The sequence below is a fragment of the Acinetobacter sp. ANC 4973 genome, assembly GCF_002135275.1.
Taxonomy (GTDB): Bacteria; Pseudomonadota; Gammaproteobacteria; order Pseudomonadales; family Moraxellaceae; genus Acinetobacter; species Acinetobacter kyonggiensis.
The window spans coordinates 43,611-69,576 of the sequence record NZ_NEGM01000001.1 but is presented as its reverse complement, the minus strand read 5'-3'; the positions used below and the strand labels follow the sequence as shown (position 1 = coordinate 69,576).

Below are 25,966 nucleotides of genomic sequence, written 5' to 3'. Positions count from 1 at the left end.
GCTATGAATCTCCCAAACGTAGATCTAGATCTTCTTGAGCCACCGACCTTTGAAAAAGTTCAAGCAAAAGAACTTGCTCATTCACCGCGTATTTTGCTGCTGTATGGATCAAATCGAGAGCGTTCATACAGTCGTTTAGCCGTGATGGAAGCAGGCCGTATCTTGGAGTATTTTGGTGCCGAAGTAAAAATCTTTCATCCTAAAGGACTGCCTTTACCTGAAGATGCAGATACTGAACATCCTAAAGTGAAAGAATTGCATGAGTTATTGGCATGGTCAGAGGGCATGGTCTGGTGCTCACCTGAACGTCATGGCTCCATGAGTTCTATTTTTAAATCTCAAATCGATTGGATTCCGCTGGCTGGTGGTGCGATTCGTGCAACTCAGGGGAAAACATTGGCTCTGATGCAAGTCAGTGGTGGATCACAGTCTTTTAACAGCGTGAATCAAATGCGTATTTTAGGTCGCTGGATGCGGATGATCACCATCCCGAATCAATCCTCAATTCCAAAAGCATTTCTAGAGTTTGAAGAAGATGGCAGGATGAAGCCTTCAGCTTTCTACGATCGAATTGTCGATGTGATGGAAGAATTATATAAATTCACCTTACTGACCCGTGGGCAAAGTCAGTACCTCACAGATCGTTATTCTGAGCGAAAAGAGTCTGCCGAAGAACTTTCAAAACGTGTCAATCAACGTAGTCTTTAAAGTATCTAAAAATAACATATAACTGATTCTTTAAATTAGCTTTACTTGATTTAAGTTGTAAGATGATCTCGAATGCTAAAAAATATCTTAACTATTGAATATTACTCAATAAAATAAATGTCTGATTTGTTTTATTTCCTTAAAAAAGACCATGCTTTAGCATAGTCTTTTTTTTAGTTAAGATTAGCTAATACAAATTGCGGTGACTTAATAAATAATTTTATTAAAGACTGTGCTGAACTTACCGGATACCGAACGCTTCTTTCCCAGCTTTCTAGTAAGCAAGCTCGGACGGTTAAAAGAGTAAATATAACAACAAGAATATGCTCGAAAATTTCGCGAGGGTAATCAGTATTTATATAATTTTTAGAAACAGATCTTTAATCCATCACAGTAATCCGCCCATTTCTGCATCATCACTTTTCTTTTCTCTAAATGCTTGGTTCTGTTGTAAGTACGACCATGCATATCTTTTATCTTATGAGCAAGCTGCTGCTTAATTAGCTCAATTGGAAACTCCAAAAAATCTTCTAAAATTGTACCTGCTGAGGCACGAAAATCATGTCCATATGCTTGTTCACTGGTATAAGGGCGTGAGTAATCAAATCTTCAGCTTTTATCACCAGTCTTAGAGGTGATTAAAACTAAGCTTTTACCATCAGAAAATTTTTAAGCTTTCTCAGGGGGGGGGGCTTTATCGGCTTATTTAGAATGGATGTGTTTTTAATCTGTTGATTTTAATATTATTTATTTGTAGTGTGGATCGGAAAAGTTAAATATAAACCATAAAATGGTGCGCCCTGCGGGAGTCGAACCCGCGTCGGTCACTTAGGAGGCAACTGCTCTATCCAGTTAAGCTAAGGGCACAATGCGCAGCTAATTTAGCGCAAATAGACATAAAAAAAAAGTTATTGTCGAAACAATAACTTTTTAAAAGACAGATCTTTATCGTTTTGCTTAAGATTTATTCAGCTTCATTACTTTAAATAAGCCGAACATCACCACAATCCAGATCGGAATCATCAGTACGGATTCTTTAAAGCCTTGCATCCACATAATATAAAGTACGGTTGCAATAAAAATCAGTACTATATAATTACTGATAGGTGCCCAAAGTGCAGGGAACTTGGTTTGAATGGATGCTTGTTTAATCGCTTGTCTAAATTTCAAGTGAGTCAAGGTAATCATGGCCCAGTTCAGTACTAATGCACCAACCACAACATACATCAAGTGACTTAAGGCATCTTCTGGAACAAAGTAGTTTAACAATACGCAGCCAAAAATTAACAAAGCCGAGAATAAAACAGCAGGAATAGGTACACCTTGTTTATTCACACGATTAAAGATTTTAGGTGCATTGCCTTGTTGTGCTAAGCCATAAAGCATACGACTATTGGCATACATCCCACTGTTATAAACAGAAAGTGCGGCAGTTAAAATAATGAAATTCAATAAATGCGCTGCCCAGCCTATACCCAGTTGACTGAAAATCATCACAAATGGACTTTTATCCAGACCACCTAAGTCAAGCTGATCCCATGGCACTAATGCTAAAAGGATCGTTAGTGAACCAATGTAGAACAGTAGAATACGGAAAACCACTTGGTTAATGGCTTTGGGAATGGTTTTTTCAGGGTCTTTAGCTTCCGCAGCCGCCATACCAATCAGCTCAATACCACCAAAGGCGAACATGAGGAAGGCAAGCATATAGAATAAACCTTCAAAACCATTCGGGAAAAATCCACCATGTGTCCAAAGATTAGAAAATGAAGAGGTTGAACCAGCATCAGCGGTGAGCAGTAAATACAAACCGAAAATGATCATCGATACAATTGCAGTGACCTTGATGATGGAAAGCCAAAACTCTGATTCACCATAAAATTTTACATTGCCGAGATTGACCAAAGTAATGACGATGAAAAAGAACAGTACTGAAGCCCATGCAGGAATAAAAGGCCACCAGTAATTAATATATTTTGCAACAGCCGTCAGTTCGGTCATGGCGACTAAAATATATAAGATCCAATAATTCCAACCCGCTAGAAAGCCGGGGAATTTCCCCCAATATTTAAAGGCAAAATGGCTAAATGATCCTGCTACAGGCTCATGTACGATCATTTCACCCAGTTGACGCATGATTAAAAATGCAATCAAACCACCAATGGCATAACCCAAAATGATGGAAGGACCTGCAGATTGAATCACCTGTGCGGAACCTAAGAATAAGCCTGTACCAATAGCTCCGCCCATGGCGATGAGTTGGATGTGACGGTTCTTTAAGCCACGCTGAAGTTGAGACGACTCTTTATTCAAGTTATTTCAGCCCGACAATGGATAAGTGTTTCCGATTGTAATAGATCGGGAAGAAATCGCATAGTAGCTCAAGATTCATGAAAAAAAGTTATTATTTGTATAAAAAATAATGTTTACAAAATAACAAATAAAAAATATATGAATCAATATATTAATTTTATTTAAATTATCGAACTGTAGGCTCTATTTGAAAACTGGACGTTCACAAATGGTGTTTTTTTAGACTTAAGTCCTGTATTTCACGTATAGATATAGAAAAAAGGTATGATGAGCCTTAGTTAAATCAGACTGTTTGACTTAACACAATGATAAATATGAAGGATTCAATAAAAATGAGTTTTGCTCCTCAAATAAAAATTCCAGCAACTTATATGCGTGGTGGTACCAGTAAAGGTGTTTTCTTTAAAGTCGATGACTTACCCGAAGCTGCGCAGAAAGCTGGACACATCCGTGATCAATTATTGTTACGTGTGATTGGTAGTCCAGATCCATATGGCAAGCAAATTGATGGTATGGGGGGAGCAAGTTCAAGTACCAGTAAAACTGTGATCTTGGCGAAAAGTTCACAACCCGATCATGATGTGGATTATTTGTTTGGTCAGGTGGCTATTGATCAACCTTTTGTGGATTGGAGTGGCAATTGTGGCAATTTAACTGCTGCGGTCGGTTCATTTGCCATTTCCAATGGCTTGGTCAGTGCAGAGCGTATTCCTGAAAATGGCATCTGTACGGTGCGTATTTGGCAAGTCAATATTGAAAAAACCATTATTGCGCATGTGCCGATTACCCATGGGAAAGTTCAAGAAACCGGTGATTTTGAACTCGATGGTGTGACATTCCCCGCAGCAGAAGTACAGATTGAATTTTTAGACCCTGCCGATGATGGTGAAGATGGCAGCGCAATGTTTCCGACAGGAAATGTGGTCGATACTTTTGAAGTACCCAATATCGGGACTTTCCAAGCCACTTTTATTAATGCTGGTATTCCAACCATTTTCTTAAATGCAGAAGATATTGGTTATGAAGGAACCGAATTACAAGAAGCGATTAATGCAGATGCTCAAGCACTGGCACGTTTTGAAACCATCCGTGCTTATGGCGCAAAACAGATGGGTTTAATCCAAGACGTTTCCGAAGCTGAAAAACGTCAACATACGCCTAAAATTGCTTTTGTCTCTCAACCCAAAGCTTATACCTCATCGAGTGGTAAAGACATTCAAACGGGAGATGTCGATTTACTGGTACGTGCCTTGTCGATGGGGAAATTACACCATGCCATGATGGGAACTGCTGCGGTTGCCATTGGTACGGCTGCGGCCATTCCCGGTACTTTGGTGAATTTAGCTGCCGGTGGTGGGGCACGTGAAGCGGTACGTTTTGGTCATCCTTCGGGCACATTGCGTGTTGGCGCACACGCCGTTCAGGAATCTGGACAATGGGTGGTGAAAAAGGCGGTGATGAGCCGTAGTGCACGAGTGTTGATGGAAGGTTGGGTTCGTATTCCAGAAGATAGTTTGAAGTCGTAAACAAGATAGAGAATCTTGCGATAAAGCAGTATGATGACGCTTTGTGATTGTGAAATTGAGCTGCCAAACGAGGTGCTTAATACAATGACAAGTCAGTTCTCTTGTGTATGATCAATCGCAAGTTCTCTGTTCGTGATGACAAGAGCGCTGTATATTAGCTTAAGCTAGATCTAGCAGTATTTCTGTTGGTTTAGATTTACTCACCAAAGCAAAGTATTCGAGGCGAATGTGTCATCTTTAACTGACGTACATGCACATGTACTAACCCAAGCACAGCAACGTATTCAACAAGATTTATTGACGGCATTAGACGCATTTTCTATTCCAGAACCACTCAAAGGCGCGGTGCATCATACCGTGATGCTCGGTGGTAAACGCATACGCCCAGCGCTTTGTTATGCAACGGCTGCCATCAAGCCAAATGCTCATTCTGCTGCGGTGCGTCGTGCGGCAGTTGCCATTGAAATGATCCATTGCTATTCACTGGCACACGATGATTTACCCTGCATGGATAATGATTTACTGCGTCGTGGTCAACCGACCTGTCATGTGGCTTTTGGTGAAGATACGGCTTTACTTGCTGGCGATATTTTACAGTCGATGGCATTTGAAATATTGGGCAGTCGTTTGTTTGATCAAGGGCCGGCAGTTAATTCTGCAATTGTGTTAAAACAGATGCAAATTTTGGCAACGGCCAGTTCGAAAATGGTCTGTGGTCAGGTGCTTGATTTACAAGCTGAAGGGCAGCATGTCAATCAACAGGCTCTGGAAAATATTCATCGTAATAAAACTGGCGCACTTATTTCTGCTGCGGTGATGATGGCTGCTGTCACTGTATTTGAGGGAACAGATCAAGCCATTCCTAAGTTACGTGAATATGCTCAAGCGATTGGATTGGCCTTCCAAGTACAAGATGACATTTTGGATATTATTTCCGATACAGCCGTACTGGGTAAAACCGCAGGCAAAGATCAACAAGTTGATAAATCGACTTATCCTGCATTAATGGGTTTAGACAATGCACAAGCCTATGCCAAAGAGTTGCATGATCAGGCATTGAATGCTTTGGCTATTTTTGGTGACAATGCAGTAGAACTGAATCAAATTTCACAATTTTTATTGTCACGCAAAAGCTAAAAAAGCATGTAAGTATAAAACTAATGAATAAAAAAAGAGGACATCAAGTCCTCTTTTTTATGGGCTTATTTTGAGGTCAAACTATTGAGCATCTTTGTATAAGCGCTCACCTTGGTCGAAACGCGTCGTGATTTCTTCAGATGGTGCTTTACCCAATAAGCTCACCACGACAATCGTAATAATTGAGCAAATAAAGCCTGGAATAATTTCATAAAGACCTGTGTCACTGAACATATTCTTCCATAAAATAACCACAACAGCACCGACCAGCATGCCTGTCAGTGCACCATTTAAAGTCATGCGACGCCAGAATAAGGAAAGAATAATCAGTGGGCCAAATGCAGCGCCAAAACCAGCCCAAGCATAAGAAACCAAGCCTAAAACTTTAGATTCAGGGTTTCCTGCCATCCAAATTGCCAGTAGTGCAATCAGTAACACCATTAATCGACCAATCCAGACCAGTTCTTTTTGTGAGGCATTTTTGCGTAAAAATGATTTGTAAAAATCTTCGGTTAATGTACTTGAACAGACCAATAACTGGCAACTGAGGGTACTCATCACCGCAGCTAAAATCGCGGCCAATACAATGCCTGCAATCCATGGATTAAACAGGATTTTGGTCAGTTCCATAAATACGGTTTCTGGATTTGCTGTTACTGCACCTGCAAGTTCAGGGTGTTGTTGGAAGTAAGCGATCCCAAAGAAGCCCGCAGCAACCGCGCCGCCCAAACAAAGGATCATCCACGTCATACCAATACGGCGTGCATTCGGAATCGATTTGACCGAATCTGCCGCCATAAAACGCACCAGAATATGCGGTTGACCAAAGTAGCCTAAACCCCAAGCCAATAATGAAATAATGGCCACAAAGCTTAAATCACCCATGACATTCATGGCTTGTGGGCGTGCGGCTTCAAGTGCCAAAGTCATTTGATTGATATCGGCAAAGCTTAACACCACAACGACAGGGGTGAGCAACAAAGCAAAAATCATTAGGCCAGCTTGAATGGTATCCGTCCAACTGACCGCCAAGAAACCGCCAATAAATACATAACTGATGGTGGCAATGGCACTAATCCACAGTGCCGTACTGTAAGAAAGATCAAACATGCTTTCAAATAAACGTGCGCCTGCAACCATGCCTGAAGCACAGTAAATTGCAAAGAAAATCAAAATAATGAAAGCAGAAGCAATACGTAAAATTTTCTTTTGATCGTTAAAACGATTGGAAAAATAATCGGGCAAGGTCAAGGCATTGTGTTGCACTTCGGTATGAACACGCAAACGTCCAGCAACCAGTAGCCAGTTCAGCCATGCACCAATAATTAAGCCAATGGCAATCCATATTTCAGATAAACCTGAAAGATAAATTGCACCCGGCAGTCCCATGAGTAACCAACCACTCATATCTGAAGCACCCGCAGAGAGCGCTGTGACGAAACTACCTAAACGTCGACCCCCCAAAATGTAATCAGAGAAGTTGCTTGTCGCGCGATAAGCCATGAGGCCAATCACAATCATGGCGACAATATAAAAAAGAAAGGTAATTAAGGTCGGATTTAGGGAGCTCATACGGTATCCATTTACACGGTGGACAGCAGATCGAAATACAGGCTTTTAAATAAAAAGCACAAATAATTTCAAAAAAATAACGCGAAATTTAATCATAATTTCACAATGATTGCAGAGTTTTTCGCAACTGAAATAAAAATAGACAGCGGATGCTGTCTATTGGTTAGAAAAATTGGGAAGTATTATGGATTACGCCCCATCACACCACGAATGGTATTCATGATATCGGCAGGCAATACCACCGTTTTAGCATTGTTGGATTTGGCCATTTCTTGCATGGCTTTCACATATTGTTCACCGAGCAAGTAAGCAACGGGAACTTCTTTATCACCGACCGCTGAAGTGATCATTTCAATAGCACGTTGCGATGACTCAGCCAAGACCACTTGCGCTTCTGCATCACGACGTGAAGCCTCTAAACGACCATCGGCTTCTAAAATTGCCGCTTGTTTTTCACCATCTGCTTTGGTTACCGTGGCACGGCGCTGACGTTCAGCCGCAGCTTGCGCTTCCATCGCGGATTGCATGGTGCTTGATGGTTGAATATCTTGAATTTCAACGGTTTTGAGTGTAATGCCCCAATCTGAAATGTCATCAGAAATAGCCGCTTTTAATTTTGCTTTAATATGATCACGGGATGACAAAGCATCATCTAAATCCATTTCACCGACAATAGAACGCAGTGAAGTTTGTACTAGGTTTTGAATGGCCCAAGTATAATTTTCAATGCCGTAAACCGCTTTTTCTGGTGTGGTAATATTGATATATGCCATGGCATTCATCAGTAAAACGGCGTTATCACGGGTGATCACTTCTTGAGAGGGAATATCCATCACGATGTCTTTGGTGGTGACTTTATAAGCCACTTCATCCACATAAGGAATGACAAAATTGAGACCCGGCGTCAGGGTAGTATGGTATTTACCTAGACGTTGTACAATCCATTTATAACCTTGGGGAACAATGCGCACACCTTTAAAAATGGTGACACCTGCAAAAACCAAGATGGCTAAAACAATAATAGATCCACCAGACATGTTATTTCCTCACTTTATATATTTTCATTGTGTGAATTGTGTGGTTTAACCACGAGATCATTGCCGAGAATATCGACCACGCGTACACGATCACCCACCTGAACGGGTGCTAAAGCACGGCAGTTCCATTCGTCAGAGCCTAAAACAGGCATGGGGAAACGTACCGTAATTAAATCGTGTTCCATATGGGTTTGAATGACCATGCCGACTTGACCGATGGTCGCTTCACGCGATAAACCGGCTTTGGTTTTATCGGTTGAAAGGGGCTTAATAAATTTAAACCAAAGTAAAGTGCAAAGGATGGATAAGATAATCCAAGTGACGAGTTGGGTGGTGAAGCCCATCATCGGGAACATCCAGAATAAAACACCCACCATGATGGCTGCAATGCCAAACCATAGTGCAGCAAAAGCGGGCAGTACCAATTCAGAGAGCATCAGTGCAACACCCAATACAAACCAATGCCAAGGTTCGAAAGCAAATTCCATACATCTACTCGTGTATTGTAAAAATTGATATAGATAACTTAAGTGTCTATATCAATTTAGCAGATGAATAAGTCTTTGAATATTAAAAAAGGATCTTTTTTATATTTTAGCTTTTGGTGCAGGTTTGAATGCGGCTGGAGATTTTTTGAAGTCAGTAATTGCCTTTTCAATGGCACGAATTTTCAGTTGTGCTGCTTTTTCACCTTCAAGGATGGACTGATTGCTGGCTTTTAAGTCCAAAGTGCCTAAATGTCCCACTTTCGGTTGAATGACAATATTGGCCTGACTCAGCTCTTCATTAATGCTTTGTTGACCCATAATATTAATGGTTTGATCCAGTAAGCCCCACATATTCAGTGGCTTATCCCCAACGGGACGTGCAGAAATATCGACTGCAATGACAATATCAGCGCCCATTGCTTTCGCCGTTTTGACTGGAATTGGGCTGACCAAACCGCCATCCACATATTTGGTTCCACCAATCGTGGCAGGGACGAATACATTCGGGATACTGCATGATGCACGAACGGCTTGACCAGCATTGCCTTTAATAAACTCAGCTTTACGCCCATTGTCTAAACGGGTTGCCACCGCTGCAAAGCGAATGGGGAATTGTTCAATTGGTTTGTTGGCAATGTGCTTGTTGACATAGTTTTGCAACTTTTGACCTTGTACAATGCCTTGGCTGTTTAAGGTTAAATCACGAATATCGGCTTCTTTTAAGTTCAGGGCAATTTGTTGTAACTGGAACGGTGTTTTACCACTGGCATAAATACTGCCGACAAAACTACCCGCACTAGTACCTGTGACAATTTTAGGTTTAATGCCATGTGACTCTAAAACTTTCAGTACCCCAATATGGGCAAAACCCTTGGCACCACCGCCACCCAGCGCAATAGCAATCACAGGTTCACGTGCTTTTAAGCTGGTCGTTTGTGGTTGGGTTTTTACAGCTTTATCGCAGCCCATCAGGCTGAGTCCAAGTAGACCAATTAAAGCATAGGACACAAATTTCATAGTTGGGATTGGATATCAAATAGACAAAAAGTTGCGCGTATGAGATCAGATAATGATCATTTTAACTAGCTATTTTTTTATACGATTTTGTAACGGTCTGGCTAACCAATTCGGGTTTTTTGGGGAAAATTTACCAATATACAGATTTAAGATCTGTTCTAAATCGGATTCATAATCACCAGTGGGTTGAAACACACCTAAGCAATGAATGGTCTTGTGCGCATAATCAAAAGAAAACATCACAATGGGAATCTGCGCACCGACAGCAATACGATAAAAGCCACTTTTAATGGTCTCCGCCCGTTTACGTGTTCCTTCAGGTGCCATGCCAACCCAAATTTGCGCTTGAGTATTGATGAAGTCAATAATTTGCTGGGTTAAGCCTTGCTGTGCATTGCGTTGTACAGGAATAACGCCAATCCAGTTGAGTAATGGCTTCAAAGGTGTTTTAAATAAAGTATGCTTGCCAAAAATGGTAATTTTAATGCCCAGTCCGAGCAATGCGGTAAACCCATACCACGCATCAATATTTGAGGTATGCGGAGAAATAATGGCGACTGCTTTAGGCAGATTTGGAAATTCACCTTTAAAATTCCAGCCTTGGGCAAGAAATAGGTTTTTAAAAATATTTCGGCTTAAGCAGTTACCGCGAGCAGGAACCTGATCGGGTAAGGTTGGAAAATATTTGTCCATAGTCTTTTTCTTCTTCTTGACAAAACTGTATCGCATTTTAAATATGTTAAGCTTTTGTAAAATAAGATTCATTGTCAAAATGTAAAGCATACTTCTGCTGGCTTGATAACAATCATCATCTCGGTTTGATCATAAGGCCAGACTATGCCAACTACACGTCACATTTATTTGTTGTTGTTCTCTTTATATTGGGCACAAGGCTTACCTGTCGGTTTTATGACGCATGCTTTACCTGTCATTTTACGTGCGCAAGGCGTGTCATTGGCACATATTGGTGGTTTTGGACTGTTGATGTTGCCGTGGTCAATTAAAATTTTTTGGGCACCATTGGTCGATCATTTTGGCTATTCAGCCTTTGGACATTATCGGAGCTGGATTATTCCGACTCAGCTTTTGAGTGTGATCGTGCTGATCGCTTTATCCTTTTTACCCATACAGGCTTTAAATCAACCCGCGTATTTGTTGGCTTTTTTTGTGGCTTTGCTCAGTATGAATGTGGTGGGTGCAACACAAGATATTGCCACCGATGGCTTAGCGGTGAATCTGCTTAAAAATGAACAGCAACATTGGGGCAATACCTTTCAAGTGGTGGGTTCACGCTTAGGTTTTATTGTCGGTGGTGGTGCTATTTTATGGGCGTTGGATGGGTTGGATTGGCAAAATACTTTTTTAGTTTTGGCAGGACTTGTGCTGTTAAATACTTTGCCCATTCTATGTTTTAAAGAACCGACGCGCTTCAAAACTTCTCAGCCTGTGACCGATCAAGCGCTATTTAGCTGGAGCAAAGTTAAAGATTATGTGTCTTATTTTCATCAAACCCGTCATCTTTTTTTATGGCTGATGGTACTGATGACCTTTAAAATAGCCGATGGTTTGTCTGGCCCTTTACTGAAACCGTTAATGATTGATCTGGGGCTGACATTTTCACAAATTGGCATTTATGTGACCATGCTGGGCGCATTGGCTGCACTCATTGGGGCAGGTATTGCAGGTATTAGCCTGAAATATATGTCTCGTGCAAATGCGCTCTTGAGTTTTTCTGTACTAAAAATTTTGAGTTTGGCTGCCTACACATGGTTAGCTTTTCAGTATGAAGCAAAACGTCAAATCGAGACGTGGATCATTTATTTGATTAATGCCTTCGAAGATATGATTTCAGCCATGTTATTGGTCATTATGCTGACTTTAGTGATGCAATATAGCCGTAAACATTTGGCCGGCACAGATTTTACTTTTCAGGTGGCACTGCTTGCAACGGTGAGTGGGGGACTGTATAGCCTGAGTGGTATATTCGGTGATCTATGGGGTTATGCCGATTATTTAGCCTTTATAACCTTGTTGGCGCTGATGTGTTTGTTGCCTATCCTTAAGTGGAAAAAGAGTATTTCATAATTTGACGGGTTAAATTTTAGAGCGATTATATCGCTGCTCATCTGATTTTTGAAAGATTGGAAAAATGGTGAAAATATTTTGTTTTTCAATTGCTTAAAATTAATTCATTCAAATAATAAATAGGGTAAAAGTTTTTTAATTCAATTTAATATGCATTAAAAATCTAATGATTAAATAAGATAAGTTAATAAAATTTAAATCATTTTTTAAAATATTTCTAAACAGTAACATCTGTTACAGAATAGTTTAGGGGTATTGATACATGAAAACCAAAATTGCAGCAGCAATCGCTTTAACGTTATTGGCCGGATCTACATTTGCAGCACCTACCTTGTATGGTGAAATTGATGCAAGTTTAGATTATTTACCTGAAGATAATGCGACCAAGTCCGACCGTGATGTTTGGGAATTAAGCTCAAATAGTTCTTTTATCGGAATTAAAGGGGAAGAAAAGCTCACTGAACGCTTAAATGCAGTTTATGCGATTGAGTGGGCATTTAATGCCGATGGTGAAGGGGCTGACTGGGCTAAACGTAACCGTTTTGTCGGTTTAAAAGATCGTCAATTGGGGACTTTAAAAGTTGGTGCACATGACACGCCATTAAAACAATTTTCAAGCGTGGTTGATACCTTCAATAACTATGTGGCAAATAAAGCAGATGTCAGTGGTATTTTCACTGGTGAAAACCGTGTCGCAAATGCTGTGGTTTATGAGTCGCCTGCAATTGCCTTGCCTACAGGTGCAATTAAAGTCAATGCATTATTGGCGACGGGTGAAGCCAGTGCAATTAAATCGGACAATGGTGTGGTGAAGACAGCAGGTCGCGGTTTAGGTGATGCATGGTCGGCTTCCGTGGCGTATGAAAGTCCTGCCGTAATTGCAGGTATTGCTTATGATAAAGCAATTCCAAGTAACTTCCTTGGACGTGGTTTTGTCAATGCTTCAGAGCCAGAAGTCACAGGTGGTTCATTATTTGCTGCCGCGAATACCATTCGTGCCATTGGTCGGGTGAATTTACAGGGTGGTTTGGCGCTTAAAGCCCTGTATCAAACGTCAGAAGTAGAACAAGCCGAAGGCAATGCAGTGGGGGCAGAATTTATTGATGATGCTCAAGGTTGGCTCGTGGGTGCAGAATATAATCTTCCAACGGCTAAAGCGTGGACAGTAAAAGCCCAATATAGTCAAAATAGCACCAGTTTTAAAAATGCGACCGCAGATTTGGATGCCGAACAAATTTTTGCAGGCGTAGATTATGCATTTAATAAACAAGTGAAAGCTTATGGTTATGCAGGTTATTTAGCCCTTGAACGTGCTGATGCTGAAACAAAGCAGCCTGTGGTAGGAACAGGTTTAGAATTTAAATTTTAATCAGTATTTAATTTATGTTACTGATTTTAAGTGAATAAAAATGTGGTGTTTACATCACTTTTTTTATTTAAGTCATTTTTAAGTTTAGCGTTTTACATTAAAGTATCAGTAAAAAAGATTAGCGATAAAATGATGCTCAATATGTTTGTCCAAATAAGAAATAAAATTAAGCCAATTTCCTTAAGCTATTTTAATTTATTGCTCGCAATTTGGTTGGGGGTAGCGCTGAATTTGGCCTTTTTTCAAAAAATTCAGAGTTTGACGCCTTATCAAGGTCCGAAAGCCTATTTATTTTTAGGGGCGACGGTACTGGTCATTGTGGCGCTATATTATTTTATCTTTCAGCTTTTGAATTGGAAATGGACAGCGAAGCCCATTACGATTGCGCTGCTGTTTATTGGCGGTTTTGCTTCTTATGCCGTGACTTCTTTGGGCGTACTCATTACCCCAGATCAAATTCAAAATTTGATGCAAACGGATGCCTCTGAAGCACGTGATACGTGGTCATGGCATTTGGTGCTGTGGACTTTAGGGATGATTGTCTTGCCGATAATTGTGGCTTTAATGGTCAAAATTAAGCCAGAGCCTATCGTTCGTCAACTCTGGAAAAAAGCGCTGGCTTCTGTACTGTCTTTGGTCATGATGGGTGGGCTATTATTTATTTTTTATGTTGATTACGCTGCAATTTTTCGTGAACATCGTGATTTAAAGAGCATGATTTCACCACAAAACATGATTTCATCTTTTGCTTCATATTATAAAAAGAAAACACCGAAGGAAAATTTACCTTTAGTGACTTATGGTGAAGATGCACATTTACTCGAGCAAGTTGGCACGCAGCAGAAACCGAAATTGATGGTTTTGGTGGTGGGTGAAACGGCGCGTGCAGAAAGTTTTTCTTTAAATGGTTATGCTAAAAATACCAATCCTGAATTATCTAAATTGGATATTATCAATTTCAACAATGTCAGTTCATGTGGTACAGCAACAGCTGTTTCAGTACCGTGTATGTTTTCAGGCATGCCACGTGCAAATTATGATGAACAGCTTGCCAGTCACCGCGAAGGGCTACTCGATATTGCACAACGTGCAGGTTATAAAGTGACTTGGATTGATAACAATTCAGGTTGTAAAGGGGCTTGTGATCGTGTTGAACAGTATCAAATTCCACAGCAAATTAAAGACCAATGGTGTAGCAAAGATGGTGAATGTCATGATGAAATTTTGCTCGATAGTTTAAAAGCTTACCTTGCCAGTATTCCTAAAACCGACAAGACACCGCGCCTGATTGTATTGCACCAAATGGGCAGTCATGGCCCCGCCTATTACCAACGTTCAACAGCTGCTTTTCAGCCCTTTAAACCGAGTTGTGATAGCAATGCCATTCAAGGCTGTAGCAGTACAGAACTGCTCAATAGTTATGATAATTCAATTGTCTATACCGACCATGTTTTAAGTTCACTGATTCAGCAACTCAAAGCCAATAGCATGTTTCAAACGGGTTTTTGGTATTTATCCGATCATGGTGAATCGACGGGCGAAAGTGGTATGTATTTACATGGTGCGCCTTATGCGATTGCACCCACACAGCAGACCCATATTCCAATGCTGATGTGGTTTTCAACGGAATGGAGCAAACAAAACTCCGCGCAAATGACTTGCTTAGCCCAACAAAAAAGCAAAGAATTGAGTCAAGATAATTTGTTTCCAAGTTTGCTCAGCTTATTGGATGTAAAAACACAAGTCATTGATGAAAAAAATAATATGTTGCAGCAATGTCAATTGAAAACAAAGGCGTGAGTTTAAAAGCATGAATAAAATATTAATGATTGAAGATGATTTTATGATTGCTGAATCAAGCATGACTTTATTGAAATATCAGCAATATGATGTGGAATGGGTGAATAATGGCATTGATGGTTTAAAAAGGTTAAGCCAAGAGAAGTTTAATATTGTTTTGCTTGACCTAGGCTTACCCATGATGGATGGTATGCAAGTGTTAAAACAAATTCGACAACAATGGCCTGCTTTACCTGTGCTGATTATTTCTGCCCGTGACCAATTGCAAAACCGTGTCGATGGTTTGAATCAGGGAGCTGATGATTATCTGATTAAACCGTATGAGTTTGATGAGTTATTGGCACGTATTCATGCTTTGTTACGCCGTAGTGGGGCAGAATTGGCGCTACACGACAGCCCACAAGTTTTACGTTATGCCGATTTGGTCTTGGATGTCGAACAGCATATTGCCAAATATAAGGGGCAATATATTGATCTGTCTAATCGTGAATGGGCGATTCTGATTCCTTTGGTCAGCCATCCGAATAAGATATTTTCCAAAGCGAATTTAGAAGATAAATTATATGACCTTGATAGTGAAATTAGCAGCAATACCATTGAGGTGTATGTTCATCATTTACGCGCTAAACTCGGTAAAGATTTTATTCGAACCATTCGTGGATTAGGCTATCGACTTGGACAACTATAAGGTCAGCAACTGGTGCAATTGCAGTATTCATTAAAAAAACGTCTGATCATTTATATTTCTATTTTTAGTATCGCCTTAGGTTGTTTACTGGTCTTTTTTGCGTATCGGATTTCACTCGAAGAAATTGATGAAATTTTAGATGCACAGATGCAAAATTTAGCCGAACGCATCGCCATGCATGATCCTGAACCAATTAAAAGTCACTTTGATCAAGCCAAGCATTACCATGAAGAAGATTTATTTGTGGATGTTTGGTCTTATGCCAACCAAGAGCATAAAAATCATGCCTTAAATTTATTGGTACATCCTGTACAAAAAGCAGGATTTTATACCCATCAAACGGCACAAGGCACTTGGCGGACTTATGTTTTACCTTTAAAGCATTATCAGATTCAAGTCAGTCAGCAACAATCGACACGACAGCATTTGGCCTTAGAACTTGCAGGCAGTATGTTTATTCCTTATTTGCTGTTTATGCCTTTTGTGATTTGGGGCTTAAGCTGGATTATTAGTCGCAGTTTACAGCCTTTAGATGATTTCAAAGAGGAAGTCGCACATCGAGATTCAGATGAATTAAGTGCAATCCAATTTAATCATTATCCTATTGAAATTGTGCCAACCATTATTGAAATGAACTATTTGTTTGAGCGTATTTCACAGTCACAACAAGAACAGCGCCAATTTATTGCCGATGCAGCACATGAACTACGCACGCCCATCACCGCCTTAAATTTACAAATGCAAATTTTACTAAAACAACTTCCTGACAATTCAGATTTACAGAATTTAAGTAAAGGATTAATCCGTATTCAGCATTTGATCAGTCAGTTACTCAATTTGGCAAAACAAGATGCTTCAATTTTAGAGATCGAGACGAAACAGCAGTTTTTACTCAATCATGTTGCGGCAAATTGTGTCGAGCAATTGATTCATTTGGCGATGCAAAAAGAAATTGATTTAGGTATGGAGCGCCAAGACCATATTGTGCTGCACAGTCAAGAATCAGCGGTACATTCGATTATCTTTAATTTGATTGATAACGCGATTAAATATACCCCCAATCAAGGGATGATTAACGTATCTGTATTTGAACAAGCAGGTTCTGCCATAATTCAAATTGAAGATAGTGGGCCGGGTATTGCCCCTGAATTACATGAGAAAATTCTGAAACGTTTTTATCGGGTCCATCATCACTTAGAAATAGGCAGTGGTTTGGGTTTATCGATTGTCGATAAAGCCACCGAACGATTGGGCGGCAGCATTTCTTTTACTCAAAGTGCGAGTTTGGGCGGCTTACAGGTCAATGTACAATTACCACTATAGCGTTTGCTTCACAAAGTGAATGCTTAGGATTGCTCTTGGATAATGTTAAATTTTTGATTATAAAAGAGATAAAAGATGACATTTATTAACCAAATAATCCATGCTGTCCACAAATTATGACTGAGAAAATGTGCGCCTCGCATCATCTGTGCCCAACCCATAGCAAAACCAAGAATCAAGCCCGAGAATAGAAAAAAATAAGCACGCTTTTTATTTGATCGGCGAAAGACAAAATATCCAGCCATGAGCGCAAAGCCTGTTGAGGCATGTCCACCTGGGAAACAGTGACCCGTGGTGGTAGAAAAGTCCCAAAAGAAACCTTGAGGTGTAGGAATAGTGGTATTCCACGGGCAGGCATGGGCGGATTGGGATTTTAATAGTCCAATCATTGAGGTCGAAAGAATGACCATACAAAAGAAATAGCCATAAGTCCAACGTAGCGATTTTTTGCTTTCAAATTTGAAAGAGGCCAACCATAGAGCCAAAAAACTGGCATAGAGCAAAATCAACAGATCTTTAACATAGCGATGATTTAGCTCGGCCAAATACCAGTTATCTCGTAATAAAAACTGTCCTGATTTATTGACCCATGGGGCAATCAAGGCAAGATCGAGTGAACCGCCGATAGGAAAGCATACCCAAAGTATGCAGAAGCTCATGACCAAAAAGCAGCCTTGATAAAGAGTGAAGCGTTGCTTGTCGTGCATAGAAAAGATCAATGGATTTTATTTGTGTTATTACAACAACAAAAACTTAATTGAGACTTAAGTGCTGACTGGATGGCTTGGCTAAAGCATGAGGCAAGTACTGCTACACTCGATTTAGGTTGTATCGAATTGTCATAAGCATATTTAGGAAACAGCATAATCAAAGATATTTTCGGTGCTACATTAGCCCATAAAATTTGCGTAGATTTTTAAAATGACAATTCGTGCAGTCTTGTTTGATCTTGATAATACTTTAACTCATCGTGATCAAAGTATTGCCGCTTATAGTCAGCATTTGGCGGATCACTATCAACACCAATTACAGCAGGGTGATAGCAATCAAATTCAGTCGATTATTCGCCGTATTGATCATGGTGGCTACCCTAAAAAAGAAGACTTAACTCACCCGAGTATTGCTGCTTCTGTGGCGTATGCGTTACAGCAAGAATTGAGATGGCACAGTTTGCCCAATTTGGATGAATTATCACAATTTTGGTTTCAGCAATTTGGCCTTTCGGCAGTGGCGATGCTGGGTGCAAAAAAATTATTAACCGAATTAAAGCAACGTGGTTACAAACTGGCAGTAATTTCGAATGGAGGGCATGCAACACGGTTAAGCATTTTACAAGGTTTGGGTTTTGGTCATTATTTTGATGAAATTGTCAGTTCTGGTTTGCTCGGTATTAGCAAACCGAATCCTGAGATTTTTCTACATACCAGCCATCAATTGGGCATTTCTGTACAACAGTGTCTTTATATTGGTGATCATCCGATAAATGATATACAAGGTGCAACCGCTGCTGGAATGACTGCAATCTGGTTGGAAGGTTTTCATGATGTTGGTGAACATCGCCCGATAAACAGGATTCAAAATTTAGCGGAGATTAAGCAGTTTTTATAGGTTTTATTTTTTGGTCTTTATGTGCTTGTTTGGATGCTTGTGGCACTAATTTTTGCATTGACAGAGGCAAAAAAAAGCGACTCTTTCGAGTCGCGCTGAAAATCAAAATAGGATTTAAAACATCGCATCTTCTGAATTGGCTGAAATTTTATGGATGGATAAGTCCGCACCACGAAATTCATCTTCTTGTGATAAACGAATACCCATGGTGAGTTTAAGTGTACCATAAACCAGAAAGCCGCCAGCAAGTGCAATCCCGATTGCAAGCAGAGTACCTATCATTTGAGAAATCATGGAAACACCACCCAGTCCACCAAGCCATTTTTGACCAAAAAGTCCAACAGCTAAGCCGCCCAGTGTACCGCAGATACCATGTAGTGGCCAAACACCGAGTACATCGTCAACTTTAAGTTTATTTTGAGTGTAGGTAAAGAGTTTCACAAAGATCATGCCTGCAACTGCTCCAATTATAAGCGCCCCAACAGGATGCACCACATCAGAACCTGCACAAATTGCCACTAAACCCGCCAATGGGCCATTGTGTAAAAAGCCTGGGTCATTTTTACCCATAAAGTTTGCCGCAATAGTGCCACCGACCATCGCCATCAATGAATTGATCGCGACTAAACCTGAAATTGCATCGAGACGCTGTGCGCTCATCACGTTAAAACCGAACCAACCGACAATTAAAATCCATGAGCCCAGTGCTAAAAAAGGAATGGAAGATGGTGGGTGTGCACTCACACGACCATCTTTTTTATAGCGACCATGACGGGCACCGAGTAAAATCACAGCGACTAAGGCAATCCATCCCCCCATCGCATGAACCACGATAGAACCTGCAAAATCATGGAAACTGGCACCAAAAGTGGTTTCTAACCATTTTTGTAGCCCAAAATTTCCATTCCATACAATCCCTTCAAAGAAAGGGTAAATTAATGCCACTAACAATAAAGTTGCAATTGCTTGGGAGCGCATTTTGGCACGCTCGGCAATACCCCCTGAAATAATGGCCGGAATAGCAGCGGCAAAAGTCAGGAGAAAGAAACAGCGCATCAGGTTATAGCCATGATCTGCGGCTAAGGTTGCGCCCATATGGAAAAAATGTTGTCCATAGGCAATATAATAACCCACAAAAAAGTAAGCGATGGCAGACAGGGCAAAATCCGTCAAAATTTTACTGAGCGCATTGACTTGGTTTTTATGGCGCACAGTGCCAAGTTCCAAGAATGCAAAACCTGCATGCATGGCTAAAACTAAAACTGCACCAAGAAGGAGAAAGAGTAAATCTGTATTTTGCATTTTATAGCCCCATTCTAGTGCGTTAATTCACAAAAAGAAGTTTAGTATAACGATGTGATGGTTTTCGTGAAGATGTTCGAGAAAGGGAAATTTTGATTAAGCTGTGCTAAAAAATAACAAGACTCGATATAAAGCAAGGTTGTGCACCATATTGGTGTTTATGCATTTTTTTGGAGCATTTTTAACAGAAGAGTGTTTTTATAAGATATTGAATATTAATAATAAAATTTTAAAACTTAGTTTGGTTCAATCTAAAGTTTTTTTAAATCTGAATGCTGTCAGTTGAAAAAAATTATTCAAAAGATAAAAATAATTAAAAAATAAGATCTAAAAATGCATTTTGATGAGGCTGTTTTAGTAGTTTTGATCATCCATTATGGTGCATTTAAAAAATTATTTTGATTTCTCAATGTAACCAAAAAAGAGGGAAGCGAGAAAACCTAGTGGTGAAATGATCGAATTTATAAAAGTATGCTGTAATGAATCATTAAAAAATGGAATACCGAGACAACAACGATGTGTCTTTTAAGGTGAATGGCGCATCATTATCCATTTTATAGAATTCAGTAATACACTGTTAGCTTGCCAATTATAGACGCACAATAAAAAAGCAGACCCTTCGATCTGCTTTTTTGAATACCTTTCGCTTTAATGCAAAATTTTATTTAGGAATTGCTGAGCACGTTCGCCACGTTGGCTATTAAAGAATTCATTCTTGGTACAATCTTCGACAATTTTCCCTTGATCCATAAAGATCACCCGATTGGCAACCTGACGCGCAAAGCCCATTTCATGTGTTACACACATCATGGTCATACCTTCTTTGGCCAGACCCACCATCACATCCAGCACTTCGTTAATCATTTCAGGATCAAGTGCAGAAGTCGGTTCATCAAACAGCATGGCAATTGGGTCCATACTTAAAGCACGAGCAATGGCAACACGCTGCTGTTGTCCGCCTGAAAGTTGGGCAGGGAATTTATCGGCTTGAGCACTGAGTCCAACACGGTCTAAATAAGCTAAGCCTTTTTTCTTGGCTTCTGCTTCAGAACGTCCCAAGACTTTAATTTGGGCAATGGTTAAATTTTCAGTAATGGTTAAATGTGGAAACAGTTCAAAATGCTGAAACACCATACCCACACGGCTGCGTAATTGGTTTAAATTGGTTTTGGGGTCTTTGATGGAAATGCCATCCACCACAATATTGCCTTGCTGAAAGGCTTCTAGACCATTCACTGTTTTAATTAGGGTCGATTTTCCTGAACCAGAAGGACCACAGACCACCACAACTTCACCTTGATGGATTTGCGTATTACACTCTGTGAGTACCTGAAATTTGTCGTACCATTTACTCACGTTCTGAATGTCGATCATCACTTTGTTATCATTCATACGCGTAACCTTCTTTGTAATTTCTTAACGGCATAGGTTGCCAAAATACTAATGGTGAAATACACCAATCCTGCAAATAAAATGTATTGAGTCAGTAGCGACATGAGGTCACCACGGACATAGTTGGTTCTGAAAAAGTCTAATAAACCGATGGCATACACCATGGTTGAATCTTGGAATAAAATAATGGTTTGTTGTAGCAGTAAGGGCGTCATTTTACGAAAAGCTTGAGGCAAGATGATTAAGCGCATGGATTGTCCATAGCTCATGCCTAAAGCTGAAGCCGCAGCAGATTGCCCACGTGGAATAGACTGAATACCAGCACGGACAATTTCAGAAAAGTAAGCTGCTTCAAACAGCATAAATGCCACAGTACTTGAGACCAATGCTGTATCAATAGTCAGGTAATTCCCTGTGATTGCAGTATACAAAAAAGGGACTGCAAAATAGAACCACATCAAGACCAAGAGCAAAGGAATGGAACGAAACAGGTTCACATAGCCTTGCGCGATAAAGTTCAGCACTTTACTGGAAGATAAACGCATTAAAGCCAGTAGCGTACCAATAAAAATACCACCAATGGTCGCAATGACCACAACTTTTAAGGTAATGCTGAAACCATGCCATAGCGCAGGTGCAGAGTTTTGAAAATCATTGAAAAATGCAGTTAGCCATTCCATTATTTAGCTCCTGCAATTAAACCAGGGACATGCAAACGTTTTTCTAGCAAAGTCATTAAGGTAATTAAACAGACATTAATCACAATGAAAATGAGGGTGACGTAAGTATAAATTTCGATGGTATTTTGGGTGTATTCACTGATGGTTTTCATCTGTGAAATAATTTCAGCCACACCGACCAGTGATGCAACCGAGGTGTTTTTGACACAGTTGGTTAACTCTGAACTTAGGGGCGGCAAGATGGTGCGAAAAGACTGGGGTAAAACAACATAGCGATAAAGCTGTGTCGTATTGAATCCCATTGCATAACCTGCATTAATCTGTCCTTGCGGTAAGGCTTCAATCCCTGTGCGTACCTGTTCACAAACTCGTGCAGCGGTAAAGAGTCCAAGACCGACACTGGCAGAAATTAGTGCTGTGGTATTGGCACTTAAGTCATTAATCCACCAATCACGAATGCCGCTGGGTAAAAAGTTGGGAACCACATAAAACCAGATAAATAATTGAATCAATAAGGGAACATTACGGAAAATGGTGACATAGGCTGTACCAATGGTACGGGCAGTTTGATTGGGTAAGGTACGCATGATGCCGAGAATACTTCCGAGCACCATCGCAATGCTCCATGCCACAATAGCAATGACCAATAACCAACCGAGACCAATTAAAACCCAGCTTAAGTAGGTGCTATCACCGATCCCTGTGGATTGCCACAAAACGCCCCAATTCCAACTATAATTCATAGCAACTCCCGATAAGCATCGAGCAAAGAATCCCTTCTGCCCGATGCTGAATGTTATTTTTTAAGGATTATTGATCGCGATCATGCGGTGTGCTGATCAGTGCTTTCAATTGTTCTGACATTGGGAAGTTTAGGTTAATATTTTTTGGTGGAATCGGTTGCTGGAACCATTTTTCATACATTTTGTTAATTTCACCAGAACTGTAGGTGGCTTTGATGGCACTATCAACCACCTGTTTAAAGCTGGTGTCACCTTTACGTAACATACAGCCATAAATTTCGTGGATAGGCGCAGTCCCGACAATGTCCCATTTGTTTGGCTCAGCGGCTTTGGATTTTTCACCTGCAAGTAAAATATCATCCATCATAAATGCGGCGGCACGACCGTTTTGCAACATCAAGAAAGATTCTGCATGGTCTTTGGCAGAAATAATTTCGCCAATACCTAACTCTTTTTCGTGCTGACGGATATAACGCTCAGATGTTGTTCCTGCTGTGGTGACCAGTTTTTTGCCTTTTAAATCTGCAAAATCTTTCACTCCAGAATCTTTTGCAGTGAGTAGACGCGAACCGACTTCAAAATAACCCACAGAGAAATCAACTTGTTGTTGGCGTTCTTTGTTGTTGGTGGTTGAACCACATTCAAGGTCAACTGTTCCGTTTGAAACCAATGGAATTCGATTTTGACTGGTGACAAGGTTATAGCGCACTTTTAAATCTGGCATATTCAGATCTTTTTTCAGTGCTTCAACCACTTTCATTTGTAAGTCATGTGCATAGCCAACTGGTTGGGTTGGGTTGTCGGCAATATAAGAGAACGGAATAGATGAGTCTCGATAACCCAGTACAATGGTGCCCGATTTTTTAATTTTATCGAGTGTGCCAGAAGTACTGGCATCTCCAGCAGGTTTTTCGCCCGATGCTGGTGCTTTATTATCGCTACAAGCACTGAGTCCAAGCATGAGCGCGCTTGCACAAAGTAGAGAGGTCATGGTGCGTTTCTGTGTCATGTATAAAACTCCATTTTGTGTTTTTCATTATCATTTGCTGTCATTGTTACTGATGAACCGTCAATCAGCGCCTGAATCCATCAGGCTTTTTTGTCTGTGTAAAAAAACACATCGAATTCATCTTAAGCGAGATTTGAGGGATTGCTCAAGTAAATTTTTTTGCGGTTTTGTTAACGGTAACTCTTTAGGATTTAAACAGTTTTTATGAACAGTAAATTACGATAAAAGTACAGCACAATACATGCCAGCTATATTCATTTTTAAGTTCAGCTTAGACAAAAGATAAAGGTAGTATGCCCAATAGGGCTAATTTTCTAAAAAATACAGCAGTAGGATGAATGGTAAATCGCTGAAATATATTTTTTATTGAATATTGAGAATTGTTTGGATGATGCCAATTTTGTCAGATGAAATGACATTTGAATATTTATAATGACCTGTACAAAAAAAACTGTAAGAGGGAATGGATTTGGGCTAATTTTTTTAGGCTGTACTTGGCATGCTTAAAGAGCTAAAAATTAAAGATATAGCTAGAAATGTTTTACCTTCTTGAAGCCACAAATGTTGATCCAGCGTATAGAAAATACAAAAGCCCCTAGTTTGTAGTAATGCTGATTAGTTAAGCTTAATTTCATTTTTACTGATTGATAAATCTCGCCTCTTGCGAAGCAATGCTTCTTATCTTTACAAAAGAGGAGAATGCTTTTGAATTAAAGGCTATTCTGAATTCAAAATACTCCCTCCTTTGAAAAAGGAGGGTTGGGGAGGATTAAAAAATTTCTTAACTGACTGGCATTACCTCGTCAGCAGGGCTGTTAATTAATCTTTTTTAATCTCAGATGAATTGCCAAAACGTTTTTTCATGCGGTTTACATATCGTTTAAAGGGCCAAGTAAATTGCTTCACAAAGCTGTTTGGAATGTTATAACCGACGGTGCCATACACACTAGCAAGGTGATTGGGCATATACACACTTTTAAAAATGACATCGTAAAGCGGAATAAATGCTGCATAATTTTTATCAATAGCTGGCTTTTCAGAAGAATGATGCCAATGGTGAAATTCAGGTGTGGCAATGATCCAGCGCAGATAAGGAAAACGAAAACGGACATTGGAATGAATAAAAATGGCATGAAAAGAAATAAAGATTAAATAAGCAAACACCGCTGAAGTGTGAAAGCCTAAAAGAAAAATTGGCAAAGTGGCGATAAATCGCGTCATTAGCACTTCTACAATATGTAGGCGTGAAGATGCCAGCCAATCCATATGTTCCGTCGAGTGATGAATGGCATGAAAACGCCATAGGAAATTGACCTCATGCATGGCGCGGTGCAGCCAATAACTGGTGAAATCCACCACAATTAGCAACTCAATAAACTGTAGCCAAATGGGCTGCGCTTGTACCAGAGGGACAATTGGATTATTTGGAATATGGGTAATCCAATACTGAATAGGCATGACGGTTAAAAAACTGAACAGCTGAATACCGACATGGCTAAACATGAAGTATTTCATATCGGTTACCCAACCGACACGTAGAATTTTCTGTTCGGGATTTTTGGCAAAAAAGCCTTCCAGCGGAATAAAGACCAAAGCCAGAATAAACAGTGTCAGCACAAAGTAGTCGAAGCCTGCATAGAAAGGCAGACTGGGCAGCACAGGCGCTTTAATCACGCCACAGCCCAGAACAGCAGCAATTAATGCAAGGCAGAGACCATAAAAACCATAGCGGTTTTGACGGGCAATGGCACTGAATGCACCAAAGCCTGCACTGATCACAATGCCAAGCATCAGACTAAAATAAAACGCATCATAATGCTGTGTATACAGTGGTCGAAGCTCTGGTGTGGTCAGCACGCTGGGAAATAAGAAGCACAATGCGCCAAATAAGCAGAGAAAAGCTGTAGACACAGAAATAAAGGCGCTGATTTTACCGAGTCCAGCATTTAGTTCTAGGTTTTCGAATTTGGCTCTAAGCTGATCAGTCATTGTGAATATCAAAATTTATTATTGTCTATGCTGTGAATGTTAACAAAAATTGATCAAGGATGTAAAAATTCTCATAAAGGTGGTCGATGATTAAGCTGGATAGTGGTCAGCACCCTATAGCAGATGGTCTATATAAAAAGACATCATACGTGGCTGTAAATCAAAATTATTTTTAGATGG

The 25,966-nt window shown here is 40.1% G+C and carries 22 protein-coding genes, 1 tRNA gene and 2 pseudogenes; 9 read left to right on the top strand and 16 right to left on the bottom strand.

Annotated elements, in window-relative coordinates; all coding sequences use genetic code 11:
• Nucleotides 1-3 precede the first annotated feature (3 nt).
• Entirely contained in the window at nt 4-708 is a 705-nt protein-coding gene (gene arsH / locus B9T30_RS00350) for an arsenical resistance protein ArsH (RefSeq protein WP_086183283.1), read from the top strand.
• Between the two features lie 173 nt (nt 709-881).
• Here the strand turns inward: arsH and B9T30_RS16590 are convergent.
• From B9T30_RS16590 to B9T30_RS00330, 4 genes and pseudogenes are all read right to left on the bottom strand, one after another.
• Nucleotides 882-992, bottom strand: a pseudogene (locus B9T30_RS16590) (transcriptional regulator); the annotation flags it as partial.
• 82 nt (nt 993-1,074) lie between these two features.
• Nucleotides 1,075-1,296: pseudogene (locus tag B9T30_RS16585) on the bottom strand (integrase); the annotation flags it as partial.
• A 203-nt stretch (nt 1,297-1,499) separates the two neighbouring features.
• Nucleotides 1,500-1,575 (bottom strand) — tRNA-Arg (locus tag B9T30_RS00335).
• 90 nt (nt 1,576-1,665) lie between these two features.
• Nucleotides 1,666-3,021, bottom strand: a complete 1,356-nt coding sequence (locus B9T30_RS00330) for an amino acid permease (protein ID WP_086183282.1) — start codon at nt 3,019-3,021, stop codon at nt 1,666-1,668.
• A gap of 332 nt (nt 3,022-3,353) precedes the next feature.
• On the opposite strand from B9T30_RS00330, the gene prpF reads away from it, so the two are divergent.
• A complete protein-coding gene (gene prpF / locus B9T30_RS00325; protein ID WP_086183281.1) occupies nt 3,354-4,547 on the top strand; it encodes a 2-methylaconitate cis-trans isomerase PrpF in 1,194 nt (397 codons plus the stop codon).
• Between the two features lie 228 nt (nt 4,548-4,775).
• Complete coding sequence (locus B9T30_RS00320; RefSeq protein ID WP_086183280.1) at nt 4,776-5,684, top strand: polyprenyl synthetase family protein; 909 nt, start codon at nt 4,776-4,778, stop codon at nt 5,682-5,684.
• Nucleotides 5,685-5,765: 81 nt separating this feature from the next.
• Here the strand turns inward: B9T30_RS00320 and putP are convergent, their stop codons facing one another.
• The 5 genes from putP to B9T30_RS00295 form a co-directional block, all read right to left on the bottom strand.
• On the bottom strand, nt 5,766-7,256 hold the full coding sequence (putP, locus tag B9T30_RS00315; protein WP_086183279.1) for a sodium/proline symporter PutP: 1,491 nt from the start codon (nt 7,254-7,256) through the stop codon (nt 5,766-5,768).
• Nucleotides 7,257-7,438: 182 nt separating this feature from the next.
• Nucleotides 7,439-8,293 (bottom strand): SPFH domain-containing protein, encoded by an 855-nt coding sequence (locus B9T30_RS00310; RefSeq protein ID WP_067723944.1) that lies wholly within the window; start codon nt 8,291-8,293, stop codon nt 7,439-7,441.
• Between the two features lie 14 nt (nt 8,294-8,307).
• Nucleotides 8,308-8,781, bottom strand: coding sequence for an NfeD family protein (locus B9T30_RS00305; RefSeq protein ID WP_086164381.1), 474 nt, complete (start codon nt 8,779-8,781; stop codon nt 8,308-8,310).
• A gap of 99 nt (nt 8,782-8,880) precedes the next feature.
• Entirely contained in the window at nt 8,881-9,798 is a 918-nt protein-coding gene (locus B9T30_RS00300) for a patatin-like phospholipase family protein (protein WP_086183278.1), read from the bottom strand.
• A 69-nt stretch (nt 9,799-9,867) separates the two neighbouring features.
• Nucleotides 9,868-10,491: a lysophospholipid acyltransferase family protein gene (locus B9T30_RS00295; RefSeq protein WP_086183277.1), complete on the bottom strand. Its 624-nt coding sequence runs from the start codon at nt 10,489-10,491 to the stop codon at nt 9,868-9,870.
• Nucleotides 10,492-10,635: 144 nt separating this feature from the next.
• Between B9T30_RS00295 and B9T30_RS00290 the strand changes: the two genes are divergently transcribed.
• From B9T30_RS00290 to B9T30_RS00270, 5 genes are all read left to right on the top strand, one after another.
• Nucleotides 10,636-11,883, top strand: a complete 1,248-nt coding sequence (locus B9T30_RS00290) for an MFS transporter (protein ID WP_086183276.1) — start codon at nt 10,636-10,638, stop codon at nt 11,881-11,883.
• A gap of 262 nt (nt 11,884-12,145) precedes the next feature.
• The gene (locus tag B9T30_RS00285) at nt 12,146-13,252 is read left to right on the top strand and encodes a porin (RefSeq protein WP_086183275.1); all 1,107 of its coding nucleotides are present in this window, start codon (nt 12,146-12,148) and stop codon (nt 13,250-13,252) included.
• 141 nt (nt 13,253-13,393) lie between these two features.
• Nucleotides 13,394-15,052: a phosphoethanolamine transferase gene (locus B9T30_RS00280; protein WP_086183274.1), complete on the top strand. Its 1,659-nt coding sequence runs from the start codon at nt 13,394-13,396 to the stop codon at nt 15,050-15,052.
• Nucleotides 15,053-15,062: 10 nt separating this feature from the next.
• Nucleotides 15,063-15,740 (top strand): response regulator transcription factor, encoded by a 678-nt coding sequence (locus B9T30_RS00275; protein WP_086183273.1) that lies wholly within the window; start codon nt 15,063-15,065, stop codon nt 15,738-15,740.
• 18 nt (nt 15,741-15,758) lie between these two features.
• The gene (locus B9T30_RS00270) at nt 15,759-17,063 is read left to right on the top strand and encodes a sensor histidine kinase (protein WP_171264107.1); all 1,305 of its coding nucleotides are present in this window, start codon (nt 15,759-15,761) and stop codon (nt 17,061-17,063) included.
• Between the two features lie 23 nt (nt 17,064-17,086).
• Here B9T30_RS00270 and B9T30_RS00265 read toward each other — a convergent pair whose 3' ends face one another.
• Nucleotides 17,087-17,770: a phosphatase PAP2 family protein gene (locus B9T30_RS00265; protein WP_086183271.1), complete on the bottom strand. Its 684-nt coding sequence runs from the start codon at nt 17,768-17,770 to the stop codon at nt 17,087-17,089.
• A gap of 214 nt (nt 17,771-17,984) precedes the next feature.
• On the opposite strand from B9T30_RS00265, the gene B9T30_RS00260 reads away from it, so the two are divergent.
• A complete protein-coding gene (locus B9T30_RS00260) occupies nt 17,985-18,671 on the top strand; it encodes an HAD family hydrolase (protein ID WP_086183270.1) in 687 nt (228 codons plus the stop codon).
• Nucleotides 18,672-18,785: 114 nt separating this feature from the next.
• Here B9T30_RS00260 and B9T30_RS00255 read toward each other — a convergent pair whose 3' ends face one another.
• The 6 genes from B9T30_RS00255 to B9T30_RS00230 all read right to left on the bottom strand — a co-directional run bounded on the left by B9T30_RS00255 (nt 18,786) and on the right by B9T30_RS00230 (nt 25,786).
• The gene (locus B9T30_RS00255) at nt 18,786-19,973 is read right to left on the bottom strand and encodes an ammonium transporter (RefSeq protein WP_086183269.1); all 1,188 of its coding nucleotides are present in this window, start codon (nt 19,971-19,973) and stop codon (nt 18,786-18,788) included.
• A gap of 648 nt (nt 19,974-20,621) precedes the next feature.
• Nucleotides 20,622-21,347 carry an amino acid ABC transporter ATP-binding protein gene (locus B9T30_RS00250; RefSeq protein WP_171065358.1) on the bottom strand — a complete coding sequence of 242 codons (726 nt, stop codon included), beginning with the start codon at nt 21,345-21,347 and terminating at the stop codon, nt 20,622-20,624.
• Between the two features lie 14 nt (nt 21,348-21,361).
• Nucleotides 21,362-22,045, bottom strand: a complete 684-nt coding sequence (locus B9T30_RS00245) for an ABC transporter permease subunit (protein ID WP_086183268.1) — start codon at nt 22,043-22,045, stop codon at nt 21,362-21,364.
• The gene (locus B9T30_RS00240; protein ID WP_086183267.1) at nt 22,045-22,788 is read right to left on the bottom strand and encodes an amino acid ABC transporter permease; all 744 of its coding nucleotides are present in this window, start codon (nt 22,786-22,788) and stop codon (nt 22,045-22,047) included. Before B9T30_RS00240 ends, B9T30_RS00245 begins: the two co-directional genes overlap by 1 nt.
• A gap of 67 nt (nt 22,789-22,855) precedes the next feature.
• A complete protein-coding gene (locus tag B9T30_RS00235) occupies nt 22,856-23,797 on the bottom strand; it encodes a transporter substrate-binding domain-containing protein (protein WP_086183266.1) in 942 nt (313 codons plus the stop codon).
• An 819-nt stretch (nt 23,798-24,616) separates the two neighbouring features.
• Nucleotides 24,617-25,786: a sterol desaturase family protein gene (locus tag B9T30_RS00230; RefSeq protein WP_086183265.1), complete on the bottom strand. Its 1,170-nt coding sequence runs from the start codon at nt 25,784-25,786 to the stop codon at nt 24,617-24,619.
• Between the last annotated feature and the right edge of the window lie 180 nt (nt 25,787-25,966).

Excerpts from the sequence above, each read along its gene's own strand:
- arsH (WP_086183283.1), top strand. The coding sequence starts at position 4 with ATGAATCTCCCAAACGTAGATCTAGATCTTCTTGAGCCACCGACCTTT.
- prpF (WP_086183281.1), top strand. The coding sequence starts at position 3,354 with ATGAGTTTTGCTCCTCAAATAAAAATTCCAGCAACTTATATGCGTGGT.
- putP (WP_086183279.1), bottom strand. The coding sequence starts at position 7,256 with ATGAGCTCCCTAAATCCGACCTTAATTACCTTTCTTTTTTATATTGTC.
- B9T30_RS00310 (WP_067723944.1), bottom strand. The coding sequence starts at position 8,293 with ATGTCTGGTGGATCTATTATTGTTTTAGCCATCTTGGTTTTTGCAGGT.
- B9T30_RS00305 (WP_086164381.1), bottom strand. The coding sequence starts at position 8,781 with ATGGAATTTGCTTTCGAACCTTGGCATTGGTTTGTATTGGGTGTTGCA.
- B9T30_RS00300 (WP_086183278.1), bottom strand. The coding sequence starts at position 9,798 with ATGAAATTTGTGTCCTATGCTTTAATTGGTCTACTTGGACTCAGCCTG.
- B9T30_RS00295 (WP_086183277.1), bottom strand. The coding sequence starts at position 10,491 with ATGGACAAATATTTTCCAACCTTACCCGATCAGGTTCCTGCTCGCGGT.
- B9T30_RS00290 (WP_086183276.1), top strand. The coding sequence starts at position 10,636 with ATGCCAACTACACGTCACATTTATTTGTTGTTGTTCTCTTTATATTGG.
- B9T30_RS00285 (WP_086183275.1), top strand. The coding sequence starts at position 12,146 with ATGAAAACCAAAATTGCAGCAGCAATCGCTTTAACGTTATTGGCCGGA.
- B9T30_RS00280 (WP_086183274.1), top strand. The coding sequence starts at position 13,394 with ATGTTTGTCCAAATAAGAAATAAAATTAAGCCAATTTCCTTAAGCTAT.
- B9T30_RS00275 (WP_086183273.1), top strand. The coding sequence starts at position 15,063 with ATGAATAAAATATTAATGATTGAAGATGATTTTATGATTGCTGAATCA.
- B9T30_RS00265 (WP_086183271.1), bottom strand. The coding sequence starts at position 17,770 with ATGCACGACAAGCAACGCTTCACTCTTTATCAAGGCTGCTTTTTGGTC.
- B9T30_RS00260 (WP_086183270.1), top strand. The coding sequence starts at position 17,985 with ATGACAATTCGTGCAGTCTTGTTTGATCTTGATAATACTTTAACTCAT.
- B9T30_RS00255 (WP_086183269.1), bottom strand. The coding sequence starts at position 19,973 with ATGCAAAATACAGATTTACTCTTTCTCCTTCTTGGTGCAGTTTTAGTT.
- B9T30_RS00250 (WP_171065358.1), bottom strand. The coding sequence starts at position 21,347 with ATGATCGACATTCAGAACGTGAGTAAATGGTACGACAAATTTCAGGTA.
- B9T30_RS00245 (WP_086183268.1), bottom strand. The coding sequence starts at position 22,045 with ATGGAATGGCTAACTGCATTTTTCAATGATTTTCAAAACTCTGCACCT.
- B9T30_RS00240 (WP_086183267.1), bottom strand. The coding sequence starts at position 22,788 with ATGAATTATAGTTGGAATTGGGGCGTTTTGTGGCAATCCACAGGGATC.
- B9T30_RS00235 (WP_086183266.1), bottom strand. The coding sequence starts at position 23,797 with ATGACACAGAAACGCACCATGACCTCTCTACTTTGTGCAAGCGCGCTC.
- B9T30_RS00230 (WP_086183265.1), bottom strand. The coding sequence starts at position 25,786 with ATGACTGATCAGCTTAGAGCCAAATTCGAAAACCTAGAACTAAATGCT.